The sequence below is a fragment of the Asaia krungthepensis NRIC 0535 genome, assembly GCF_025995175.1.
GTDB classification, from domain to species: Bacteria; Pseudomonadota; Alphaproteobacteria; order Acetobacterales; family Acetobacteraceae; genus Asaia; species Asaia krungthepensis.
In genome coordinates this window covers 1-12,291 of the sequence record NZ_BAPV01000037.1, presented here as the reverse complement: position 1 = coordinate 12,291, position 12,291 = coordinate 1, and the positions used below count along the sequence as shown (strand labels likewise).

Sequence of the window (12,291 nt, the reverse complement as noted above, 5' to 3'; positions counted from 1 at the left end):
CGAACGGTCGAAAGCCGCCTCTTCCACTTCTTGTTCAGGATCGCCGTATGAGCAACGTTCTGATTGTCCATGCCCATTCCGAAGCCCAGTCGCTCACGAGTTCCTTGAAGAATCTGGCTGTTGAGACCTTGACCGCGCAGGGCCATCAGGTCGAGGTTTCTGACCTGTATGCCATGCACTGGAAGGCTGTCGCCGACGCAGCTGATTTCCCAACGCGTAAGAACGCCGACAGGCTGCATTATGCATCTGAATCGGGTAACGCCTTTGCAACGGGCACGCAGCCCGCTGACGTCGTGGCCGAGCAACAGAAGCTACTGTGGGCGGATGCGGTTATCCTCACCTTCCCGCTGTGGTGGTACAGCGCGCCAGCGATCCTGAAAGGCTGGGTCGAGCGCGTCTATGCGCTTGGCTTCGCCTACGGTGTCGGTCAGCACGGTGGAGAGCGCTGGGGTGACCGCTTCGGCGAAGGGACGCTAGCCGGGCGGCGGGCGATGGTTGTCGTCAACATCGGGGGTCGCGAGCCGCACTATAGTGAACGCGGCGTGAATGGCCGTCTGGATGAGATCCTGTGGCCCATTCAGCATGGGCAGCTCTTTTATCCGGGTATGGCGGTCATGGAGCCCTTCCCGGTTTATCAAAGTGACCGCATGTCGAAAGAGCGTTGGCTCGAAGTCGCCGCCGCCTTCAAGGTCCGGATGGAAAATCTCTTCACCGACACGCCGATCCCGTATCGCACTCAAAATGGCGGCCACTACGACGGCCAGCAAGTGCTCAAGCCCGGTCTTGGTGGTGATGAGACAGGTGTGCGGATCCATCTGGTGCAGCCTGGAGATCCCAATGAGGATCTCGGTGCGTCCCAAACGGATACTGCCGAAGTAGCCAGCTACATTTGAGCTCAACGCAAGTAAGCACGTCGTCTCCTGGCGCGGACAGGCGGAAAAAAGATCTACCAGTAGTCGAGTGCGCCTGTACCCCATTCTGCGCATCGGACGTCTCCATATCCATCGCGGAATATGGAGATCAACCAGATGGACTAGGTGTGGCGCTGGGATATTGCCTGTATCTCGACGCAAAAGGGATCTCTTTGCCTAATGGCGATCATACCCAGGCAACCCGCATGGTGGTGTACTGGCGACTTTCGCACACAATGGCTGACGAATTTCGCATTGAGACGCACTGGAAGTCTCTGATCCGCTACGACGCACCGAAGATCTTCGATACGGACACGGGCTCACAATTTACGACACCTCGGTTCAGAAACGTGCATCAGCGAAAACGAGAGCAACCGCAGGCTGGAGGAATGCCCGATGAGAAGGGTCATGATACGTCAGCAGCAACGAAACGGGCCAAACGACCGTATCCATAGATCGCATAGCAGGACCACAACACTGTCCGAACAGATGGGTTGACCTCATACTGCAATAGTCGAGTGCTGTATGTGGCGGACGTACGTGACCGTGAAGGGATGCGGATGTCACGCGTGAGTAGGACCAACCAATCATTCGAAGCGAAGACAACAACCATTGCTGCGCCGTTCAATACTCGTTTGAACACCCATGGTGGTTTGTCGGCCCATAGCGTTTTTTTGGCGTGCCGGGGGCTTCGCCTTGCAACGTACTGGTTGTCGGGAGACGGCTTAATAAATGGCTGACTAGCACATCTCCGGCCAAAATGCCTGCTTCCGTTCAGAGCTATGAACATACCGATCGGGCGAACATAATCTGATCCGCCTCTGCATTAATTTCCTACCAAGCGGATCAGACGGATATCAAGCTCTCGCTGATGATAATCGTTGCATTGGAGAGATTTTAGATCGTAACTTTGGCCTTGTTTTTGACGACGTCCAAGGTTGCCTGATTGAGGGTAGCCTGCGCCGTCGACCATGACGCCGCGTCAAACCCTCGTTCGTCACGAAGGAGCGGGATAGATTTCCTGCGAGACAGTTGTTTTGATCGGACGCAAGCGTTCCCTAGCCGTGCAGCATGTCTGTAGCCCGCTCGCCTTGCAAGAAGGTTCGAGTATCCTTCCTACCAGGCCAATACTTCCATAATCAAAATCAGCTTATGAAGCGAACGACCAAATAAGTCGTTGACTCAAACATGGGATGAATTGCAAGAATGGGCGTCGCCGACGGCTCCATCCGTTCAGATCTGATTTGCGTCACTCTAGTCAGAGCCTTGGGAATGAGGGCTCAGTTCATCACCCGCCCATTGCAGTGAACGCGAAGAACACCGTCGGACGCACCGATATCAAAAGACTGTTTTCCGAAGAGGTTAGTGCCAATGAGCAGCAGTCCGAAAAATGAAGACCGTGAAACCACTATTGAAGGCCACTCAGTTGAGCAGACGCCTGCGCTTGGCCTCACCGCGGTGAGGCCAGTCGGTTTCTTCCCCGGACTAGGCAGTCGCGCGGCGTATCGCGAACTCGAACGTGATTTGTTCGAGTGTGGCGTGCCTGTTGTTCGGCAAGTCTTCTCGGAAGCAGGGGCAGCTTTGGGCTGTGATCCTGAGTGCCTCGTCTTGCGGGATTCGAATATTCCAGATGATCGGATAGAGCGACAGGCATTCCTGGGTGCCGCGCTGTTGGTTCACGGGATCGCCTTGCACCGCTATCTCGTCGATGTCGTGCGGCGAAACGGGACGGACATCCATTTTGTGTCGTTCACTGGCGAAAGCTTTGGCATTATCACTGCAGCAGTCGCCGCGGGCGCCTTGTCACTGGCCGACGGCACCAAACTTGCCCATGCGCTGGCCCCGTTCATCCTCGTCGGCGCTGAGGGCGTGTCATCGCGGTCGGCCTTGCAGGTGCGTGTCGCCGAAATGCTGGCCGCTGTTGGCGTCACGGAACCTCTTGTGCTTCAACCCGCCCATGTTATGGCGCTGACGGGTCATCCGGACGCGGTGAGTCGCGTCCTGGTGGGGATCGGCGATATCTATGACGTGTCCGACGTGGAACTGCACAAAACCTACGCCGCGAATCAAGCGAATGTCTATGTTCGGACGGGTGCAAGGGAAAGCTTCGGGCTCTTCATGCGCAACTTCGCGGACGTCGCGGTGACAGAGTTAAAAGAGCCGACGCGCTTCATGGCCCATGCCGCGCGCATGGCGCCGGTCCGGGAAGCATTCGCTCGAATGATGGACAGCGAAGACATACGGTTCCGGAATGCGCACACGCCGCTGATCTGCAATCATACCAATCGCATCGTCCATCAGGCTGCAGACGTGCGCGATGCTATTTTATCTATCATCGATTGCGTCATGGAATCGCGCTGGACCGCCGACAATTGCGAGCATGTCGGCGGCAATATCGTGCTGGAACTAGGGCAGGGCCGCAAATCGGTCCAGCTTCTGGTCGATAACGGCCTCACTCTGCCGGCGATCGCCTATGCCGGCGGACAGGAGGATACGGACGCCCTCGTGGCGGCCGCAACGCTGCTGCAGCAGGTTGGCTGCGTGACAGCGCGGGATACTGATGGGAGGACACATCTCCAGGACGGTGATTTGGCCGTGTTGAGGCGAATGTTCGGCGTGCCAACACGCTATCCCGTGGTCCGAGAATTCATGCTCCGGGAATTCACACGTATGATTGCTGACTTTCAAGTGACTGCCCCGAGTTCTTTATCGCCCTCTCTGCGACGGTTTTTAGAAATCTACCAACACACCTCCGCCGCGCGCGACGATCTCGACCTTGCGGGTGGCGAACTTGCGCTTCAGGTGCAAGCGAAGAAAAGTGTCGTGGGTGACAGCCATACGCTGGGGCGGGTGACCACGGAGATTAAGGTCCTCAAGCCGGATGGGTCGGTGACGGCCCGGTGTTCCGCCAGTCGCTGGACGCCGGAAGCGCTGGTCTTCCATTTTAGCCGTCTAGACAACGCTCCAGTGCTTGACTTGATCCGCAGTGCCCGACGTATGGCTGAACATCACAAAGAGGTCGCAGCGCTCTATGAAAGGTTCACCTCCGCGCTGTCGTTTGACGTCATTGAAGATGGGGCGGGGCCGGGTCGGGCCGCGGTGATATCCCCGCAGGTGGTTGCGACGTTTCAGATCCTTCATCAGCTCGCACTGTTGATCCTTTTGCGAGCGGAACGTCCGGCGATTTTCCTTTCACACGACTATTATTTCGCGAGCTGCGACGTATTGGGATGGTGCGTAGCGCTCTGTGCCGCGGATGCGCTGGATCCCAAAGACGCCGTGACGCTGTATTCTAATTACTTGGGTGGCGCCACCCTGGTGGACGCAGCGCTCAATACCGGACATAATAACGTTCTAGGGCGGCTTCGGGAAGCTTCGGCCCCGCTTGTCTCGGCGGCTGGCGTACCGATGACGGCGGCCAAGGATATCGCGTCCGCTACGCGGGGCCTGTTCGAACTGCCCCTTGCTGAACAACGGCGCTGTTCGCTTCGTCTCAACGGCGATGTCCAGATTGTTTGCCTGGGCGCGGATCCCGGCGAGGGAATATTCGACACGGCGCCTTATGGCAGCGCGGTAACCGTCGTGTCTTCGGCGGAGCAGATTGCTCAACGCAGCCATAATGCATCCCTTGAATCTTTGGAACACGGATGTGTCTCGTCCCTTACCAGCGACAACCAGCGTGTTCTGCATTTCGCGCGCGGCCGGAAGATTCTTAGCAGTACGGTTTTTTCCTACGTCAAACTTGGTGAGCGCGTCTTGGGTTTTGGAAAGGGCGGTAGTGAATCCATGACCATGTTCGTCACCGCGGAGGACCACCATGCAGCATGAAAATGTCATCGTTCGAAAGATCCTAAGCGAAGCCCTGATAGCAGTCGGCTGGAATCCAGAGGGGACCGGCGTCATGCTGCCGCCCTTCACCAAGGCCAAGCGGCAGGCTGAGTACCTACAGGCCCTGCCGGACCCGGCACGGCGCTACTTTCCGCACGTGTTTGATATCCTTGAGCGCGAGATTCAGGTGCCGACCCATTATCTCAAGGAAACGGACCGGCTCACCTTCAAGGAGCTAATTTATGAGATGAGTTTCGTACCGGGAGAGGAGGTCAGCCGCTATGTCGAGCGTTGCAGCCCGCCGCCTGCGATTATAGCCCGCATCTACGAGCAAATCGCTCTTGTGCTGCGCAATGACGTGCACAGCCTTCGGCGTGTAAGGTCTCCTGGCAATACCCTGGAGACCTCCTATTTCCGTAAGATCGAGGACCGCCTTGATCTATGCCGCAGCACAGCGCCAGACACTTTCAACGACAAGCTGTTGGATACGAGCCACATTATTATCAACGGGGTACGCTACCGAAACTTCCGGACAATCCTGAGCATCCTGCGAGGAAACAAGGCCTATTGCGACATGCTCGAGCCACACTTCCATGCCCTCGTCATGGGTGACACCAATACCGAAAATATCAAGATCAATGACGTAGCACCCTTGGTCCGTGCTCAGGCGCTGATTGAGGCAAGCGCACCGGCGGCAGATATCGAGGCCGCGCTAGACGCGATTACGGCAGCCTCGATCGATTTGCGGTTCCTCGATCCGCGGGCGATCGGTTTCAACAGCGAAGGCGCTGAGACGCGCGACGACCCGATGTACGACAACAAGCCTTGGCACAATTCGCTCGGTCACTACGACGAAGTGCATCACGAGCGCTTCGATCTTTCAGTCTCGGTCGGGGAGGGACGCTCACCAGAGGTCGAAATTCGGTATGAACCGGGTAATCCGTATGAGCGCTCCTATAGGGTCGAGGATCTGACCGAGCGCAACATTGATGTCGACGAACGTCCTGATGTTACGGGGATGGAGCGTTACTTCGCGCCGGTGATGCGCAAACTCTATGACCTCGACAATCCCCAATCCGCCGCTGTTGCCGAGGATCCGCACTGGCTGGTCCGGTTTGTTTTCATGATGGGAGCTCATTTCACCGCCATGCCGCCATTCCATTTCCAGATGGAACTCGACGGCAGCTTGGTCGACTCGTATCTCGTGCAGCGGCGCCCGGTCGCTATCTTCTGCGAGGGAGTCCGCTGGTTGAACTGGGCACTCGAAATGCTCGAGGGCAAGCGCCGGAGGTTCCTAGGCGTCCCCGTACCCGATTACGGAGGATCGTCTCTATCCGAACCGGCGTTAGCAGACATGGTGGAAGCGTAACTAACGAATTGACGGCTCACCTAAGACCAAGTTCTCGGGCGGACATACTCGCCGGCCGCTGAGGCTCCTCGGAGGAAATATATGATGGTCACAACGCCCAATTCCGCATTGTCGCGCTTCGGCATGGCGGCTCTGGCTCCCGAATCTCGAGTTATCTGCACGCCCTGGAGCAGGATGGTACGCGGGCTCTCCCTCGGCCAGTATCCCGTCGACTATAATGAGCGTCTCGGATCCCTCGTTCATCAAGCGCGCGATATCCTGCTTCGCAAAATTCCCGCGCCTGAGGGCTATCTACGTTTCGCGCTACTCCTGGCGGATTTCGCAGTTGATGTGTCTAATCCGGGCGTCGGAGTAAGTAGCGACCGGCTTGTAAAGACGACCCGCAAACTCACGGATGCGCTCCGGTCTGAGAAAAATCCTTATTACGCTGTCGTCGGCGGTGGTATACTTTTTGACGCATTTGCCAAACTGCATCTCGATATCGCGTTGCTGATCAACGCCGAGTACGATTTTGCCGAGGAGATGCTGGCATTGGTCGATCGCATCCAACCAGACCAGATCAAGGACGAGAATGCCGGCAACCACGGTGAATACGAGAAGTTGTTCGCCTATACGTCGCTCTTTCTCGGAATGGGGCAGGTGGGGCTGCAAGAGAAACTGACTGCGGGCCGCTGCAATCATATCCGCGAGGCACTAGGCCTGATCCAGACGGTTCCATCCCCCTTTTTCAGGGGGCGTGGCTGCTCAATGCTGTTTTCGGTGTTGTCTGCGATCGGACTGGACGGGATGATTTTCGACGACGGTCACGATTTCATGAAGGACGTGCTGGAGTACGTCGATCGAGATGACGAGATCAACTTTCCGCTGCGCTTCCCACAGCCGATCTCGCCTGCCTATGTCAAGATCTATCCGCGTGTAACGATGCTGAACGCGATCGCGGTTTCGGGGCGTACATCCTATGCGACGATGGGGCATGATCGGCTGGCCGAGCTAAGGCCGCTATGGGCTGAGCTGGAACCAGCGGAGAAGATGCATCAAGGATTGTATTACCTCATCGCCTTGCATAACCTTGGCAAGATTTCAGAAGAGATCGGCGCAGAGAGAGTGATCGTCGACGATCTGGTTCGTTTTCTCGATGTTGTAGATCCCGGTGCCAACTTTTTCCTTAACGGCTTGTCACATGCCTATATCGTTGAGACCGCGATGGTCACGGGCCAACTCGATGCGATCTCCGATCGGGCGATCAACCGCATTGCCGATTGCTTCGCGTATATGGATGCCACTCCGATCGACCGTATTAGCCGGGCCTATCCGTTTGCCTATGATCTTAACGCCTTGGGCGAGGTGGGCGAGGCGGAAAAGCTGTTCGAGCCACGACCAACATATGGCGGTGTCTCTGCGTTCTCCTGGCTTGTCGACCAGTTCTCATCGGAGGGTCACGCTGAAGGCAGTCGGATCCTGATGCTCGGGAATGCCCTGATCGGATTGGGATTGCGCTTGCGTGGAGCGGAGAACGACACCACACCCATGTTTGATCATCTTGCCAAGCGATTGGGATGGCAACGATTGCATGCACGGGTCTCATCGATGTGACTGATATCACCCTCGATCTGTCTCCTCAGATCCTATAATTTTGCAGGCGTCACCACTGCCAAAATTCAATCTCGGAACGAAACCTTTTTGAACTGGGAGCTTCAGACGCAGCGAGCGCTTGCACGCCTCTGTCGGAGATCGTCTGCGTCTGGCAGAGAGGGCGGATAATTGTCAATTCTGTGGACTAGTACCTTCGTCGGACAATGTCCGACGAAAGATTGGAAAGATAATGTCTGAGGTTTTTCTCGCACCGCATATGCCTATCCTCACCTCGACCCGACGTCAGTCTCTCGTGGACTCCGCCCTTGACGCCTTGAATCAACGTATAACCTCAGGAATATGGCAGCTCGGTGAGAGAATTCCCACCGAAGGAGAGCTCAGCGAGCTACTACAGGTTGGGCGCAATACAGTGCGCGAAGCTATTCGAGTACTGTCCCACGCAGGTATTCTTGAAGTCAGGCAGGGGGACGGTACTTATGTGCGTTCCCTGGATGACCCTGCTGTGATGATGCGGACGTTACGTAGGTCGAGTCTGCGTGAGCATTTTGAATTGCGGGCTATGTTAGAAGTGGAGGCGGCCAGACTCGCGGCCCTACGACGCACAACAACTGACCTGAAACGGATCAAGTCACGGCTCGTTGCCCGAGGGCACTGGGTTGAAGGCCAGAGTGTTGACATGTTTCTTGAGCGAGATTCGGCCTTTCACTGTGCAATTGCAGAGACCAGCCGAAATCGAGCCCTGATTGAGCTCTATCGGTATTTCCTTGGCACCGCCCGTGATGCTGCGCGCGCGGCGATGGTCGAACACGGCGTTACAGAGCCAAGTTTATCGCTTCACGACGACCTTTACCACGCGATCAAAGCTGGTGATCCCATCCAGGCAGCACACGCCGCACTTGCAATCCTTCATCCGCTGATAGATGCCTTCAGTCTTGACCATAGAGTTCCAGACATACCTATATCCGAGCGCAACATTTCTGGGATATCTAAGCAGGGGCGTTAAACCAGCGCCACTCGCGTGTTTATTACCTAGACTGTTGACTCTCTCGCAACGTGACTTCGACACATGACCTGCATCACAGTGCGTCGCAGCCACTGATGAATCAGGTCGTTCTCGTGCCGAGGATGCCAAGCTTGAAAAATAGTTACGGGATCAAGCTCGATCGGCAATGGAAAAGCGAAAAGTCCCAAACGATCGAGTCGTGAGGCGTCGATGACGATATCGGGCACTGAGAGAACGAGATCGGTCTGCGATAGACCTTGAAGCGCAGCATAGAAAGAAGTGAGTAAAAGAGCGACGTTGCGTGTCAAGCCATATTGATCCGCGAGTATCTCGTCGATCGGTCCCCGTCGTCGCCCCCGGCGTGAGACGGCAATGTGATCGTAAGTCACCAGGGTCTGAGGTGTGATGTCGCCCAACAGAAGGGGATGGCCAGCCCGTACTACGCCGCGAAATCGGGTCTCGAACAAATTCCGCCGCATGATCTCAGGCCGCAGGAACGCTGTGGCTCCAATATAGAGATCTATCCCTTCCTGACGCAAAAAATCGCTATCGTCGCTGCTGGACTCTGCTGTGAAAATCAATGTGGTGGCGGGACAATCGACGCGCAACGCACGAAGCAGCGCCTCGGCATATGGACCGATCACCACGTCAGCGGCCCGGATACGGAAAATCGGCGCCAAGCCCGTGAAATCTAGTTCACGGCGCGGGTGATAGAGGTCACCGATAGCAGCGAGGATCTGATTGACTCGCGGCTGCATCTGCAGGGCGCGTGGTGTCGGCACCATATGACGACCTGACTGCACCAGAATGGCATCTCGAAATGTCTCGCGCAGACGCGACAACGTGCGGCTCATGGTTGCGGCACTCACCTGTAATCTCGCGGCTGCCCCAGTGACGCTCGCTTCTTCGACTAAAGCGTTCATCGCCTTCAGGAGATTGAGGTCGTAGCCGCTTGTTATGTTCCCCATCGAGTATTCCCCTGCTTAAAGATCCGATCATAGGATGAATTAAGTTGTATCTTTGTTGCGTTGTTTCCGGACAAGCTGGCAGACACTTCGCCCTGTCGCAATCGATATCTGATACCGCCTTATTCCATATTTGCTTAGCGACGATTTCATAATTGAGTGTTCACAAAGATGGGATGTTTCTCCAAAGTCACAAGCACTCTTCAATGATCCCGCGGCGAGGTGTCCCATGGACCACGCAGATAGTATGGCATGGCCGTTAGCCGGCGGCGCGACGGAATTGATCCGCATGCCTATCCGTGCCGAAACGCCCCCTAAGGCTGCGGTGTTCGGTCCGCGCCTGGCCACAGGGCTGGCGGGCGTGCTGCTGGCGGTCCTGCTGGCGGGCTTGAACGAGCACACAACAGAGGCGGGGCTCGCTGATATAAGAGGCGCGTTTCATCTGGGGCACGACGAGGGAACCTGGTTCACGGCCCTGTTCGAGGCGTTCAACATTGCCGCTATGGCGTTCGCGCCATGGTGCTCGGTCACGTTCTCCATCCGCCGCCTAACAATTGCGATGACGGGGCTAGTCGGCACGCTCGGCATGATCGCCCCTTTCATGCCCAACCTGACATCGCTTTTGCTGCTGCGCTGCGTGCAGGGGATGGCATGCGGCTGTCTGCCGCCAATGCTGATGACAGTTGCGCTGCGCTTCCTGCCGCCCAACATCAAGATCTACGGCCTGGGTGCCTATGCCCTAACCGCGACCTTCGGGCCGAACCTGGGCGGCGCGCCGCTGGCGGGATTCTGGTTCGAGTATGTCGGCTGGCCGTTCCTGTTCTGGCAGATCGTGCCGCTATGTCTCGTTTCCATAATATGCGTGGCATGGGGCCTCCCGCAGGACCCGATCCGGCTTGAGCGTTTCCGTCAGTTCGACTGGCGTGGCCTTCTCACCGGCTTGCCTTCAATCTGCATGCTGGTGATTGCGCTGGAACAGGGGGACCGGCTGGATTGGTTTCGCTCGCCGTTGATTATTCATCTGTTCTTTGGCGGCGGATTTCTTTTCGCTCTCTTCATCGTCAATGAATGGTTCCATCCGGTACCATTTTTCCGAATCCAATTGCTCAAGCAGCGCAACGTGACAGATGCGTTGCTGACATTAGCGGCGGTTCTAGTGTTGGGCGCGGTCACAGCGGAAATTCCTACAGTCTATCTGGAAGAGGTGCGCGGCTATCGCCCGATCCAGATCGCGCCGGTCATGCTGATCCTGGCGGTACCGCAGGTGCTGGCGCTGCCGCTGGTCTCGGCCTTGTGCAATATCCGCCGGGTAGATTGCCGTCATGTGCTGATGGCGGGCCTTGCGATCCAAGGGCTGTCTTATTTCCTGGGCACCTGGATCGATGCCGACTGGGTCCGCGAGAACTTCTACGCCATGCAGTTCCTGCAGGTGGCCAGTGAGCCCATGATGGTCATCGCAATCCTGATGCTGGCAACGATGGGGTTGGGCCCGGCCGACGGGCCGTTCATCTCCGGTATGTTCAACATGACCAAAGGACTGGCCAACGCGATTGCGGCGGCCGTCATTTCCGCGTTGCTGCGCCGGCGTGAGCAATTCCATTCCACCATGCTGCTCGACACTTACGGCACCAACCATAACGGTTTGCAGCCTTGGGGCGACCCGGCGCATGCGCTTCTGGCGCCGCACATCGCCGATCCAGCCCGACTTGACTGGAACATGATCGTCCTGCTGCACGGCGAGGTATCGGAGCAGGCGCTCATTCTCGCCTGTGCGGACATCTACACGATCATGATCAGCGTCTGCGCGGCCCTGTTTGCCCTCAATCTGGTTCTGCCGCAACGGGTCTATCCACCCCGCGCGCTCTCCACCACCACTCCTGCTCGCTGACGGCGGCGGGCAGTATGTCATGTGAGACTAATATGAAGACCAGTTCGTATCGGAATGCGCGCCGACTGCAGCATCGAAACATCCTATCATCGGATTATACGGGCTGCTCGATAGCTCCGAGGTGGACGCTGCGTGACCGGATCGAGGGCTACTTCGTGGCCCTCGTCGTGACGATCTACCTGAAGCTGACCTGACGGTCCCACGCAATCCGCGACAGACGATGCGGCCAGCGGGGCCGCCAGAGGGAGTATTCATGAACGCAACAACGAAGGTCTTGCTGCTGGTAGCCGGCGTCGTGGTGCTAGGAGCGGCGGCCTGGGGCGGCGATCGGCTCGTGCTCGGAGACGGCGTCAACGTCGAGACGAATGACGCCTACGTGTCGGCCTATTCCTCCGTCGTCGCTCCCAAGGTTGGCGGACGCGTCGATGCCGTGATGGCGCAGGACAACGAGCGCGTCCGCAAGGGGGAGGTGCTGGCCCATATAGAGGATGACGACTATCGCGCAGGCCTTAAGGTGGCGCAGGGCAACGTTGCCGCCGCGCGGGCGGACGTTGTGAACCTGCAGGCCGAATTTTCGCGGCAGGATGCGCTGATCTTCGCCGCGCGCGCGGCGGTGCAGTCCGACGACGCCGCACTTACTTTCGCCCAGCAGGACGAGGCGCGCTACCGCACGCTGGCCGCAGGGGGCGCCGGCTCGACCGAGCAGCGCCAGCACACGGCCGCACAGACCCGCC

At 57.4% G+C, this 12,291-nt stretch carries 9 protein-coding genes; 8 read left to right on the top strand and 1 reads right to left on the bottom strand.

Features of this window, described 5'->3' with window-relative positions:
- The first annotated feature begins 47 nt into the window (after nt 1-47).
- The 5 genes from AA0535_RS11035 to AA0535_RS11015 all read left to right on the top strand — a co-directional run bounded on the left by AA0535_RS11035 (nt 48) and on the right by AA0535_RS11015 (nt 8,704).
- Entirely contained in the window at nt 48-893 is an 846-nt protein-coding gene (locus AA0535_RS11035; RefSeq protein ID WP_264816210.1) for an NAD(P)H-dependent oxidoreductase, read from the top strand.
- A 1,389-nt stretch (nt 894-2,282) separates the two neighbouring features.
- Nucleotides 2,283-4,739, top strand: a complete 2,457-nt coding sequence (locus AA0535_RS11030; RefSeq protein WP_264816207.1) for an ACP S-malonyltransferase — start codon at nt 2,283-2,285, stop codon at nt 4,737-4,739.
- Nucleotides 4,729-6,108 carry a hypothetical protein gene (locus tag AA0535_RS11025; RefSeq protein WP_264816205.1) on the top strand — a complete coding sequence of 460 codons (1,380 nt, stop codon included), beginning with the start codon at nt 4,729-4,731 and terminating at the stop codon, nt 6,106-6,108. The genes AA0535_RS11030 and AA0535_RS11025 overlap by 11 nt, the downstream gene beginning before the upstream one ends.
- An 81-nt stretch (nt 6,109-6,189) precedes the next feature.
- On the top strand, nt 6,190-7,701 hold the full coding sequence (locus AA0535_RS11020; protein WP_264816203.1) for a hypothetical protein: 1,512 nt from the start codon (nt 6,190-6,192) through the stop codon (nt 7,699-7,701).
- A gap of 229 nt (nt 7,702-7,930) precedes the next feature.
- A complete protein-coding gene (locus AA0535_RS11015; RefSeq protein WP_264816201.1) occupies nt 7,931-8,704 on the top strand; it encodes a FadR/GntR family transcriptional regulator in 774 nt (257 codons plus the stop codon).
- Between the two features lie 26 nt (nt 8,705-8,730).
- Here AA0535_RS11015 and AA0535_RS11010 read toward each other — a convergent pair whose 3' ends face one another.
- Complete coding sequence (locus AA0535_RS11010; protein ID WP_264816199.1) at nt 8,731-9,672, bottom strand: LysR family transcriptional regulator; 942 nt, start codon at nt 9,670-9,672, stop codon at nt 8,731-8,733.
- 244 nt (nt 9,673-9,916) lie between these two features.
- Between AA0535_RS11010 and AA0535_RS11005 the strand changes: the two genes are divergently transcribed.
- The 3 genes from AA0535_RS11005 to AA0535_RS10995 all read left to right on the top strand — a co-directional run.
- Entirely contained in the window at nt 9,917-11,557 is a 1,641-nt protein-coding gene (locus AA0535_RS11005; protein WP_373319329.1) for an MFS transporter, read from the top strand.
- Nucleotides 11,558-11,589: 32 nt separating this feature from the next.
- A complete protein-coding gene (locus AA0535_RS11000) occupies nt 11,590-11,751 on the top strand; it encodes a hypothetical protein (protein ID WP_264816195.1) in 162 nt (53 codons plus the stop codon).
- A 59-nt stretch (nt 11,752-11,810) separates the two neighbouring features.
- Nucleotides 11,811-12,291 (top strand): HlyD family secretion protein (locus AA0535_RS10995; RefSeq protein ID WP_264816192.1); only part of this gene is annotated, 481 nt, incomplete at its 3' end.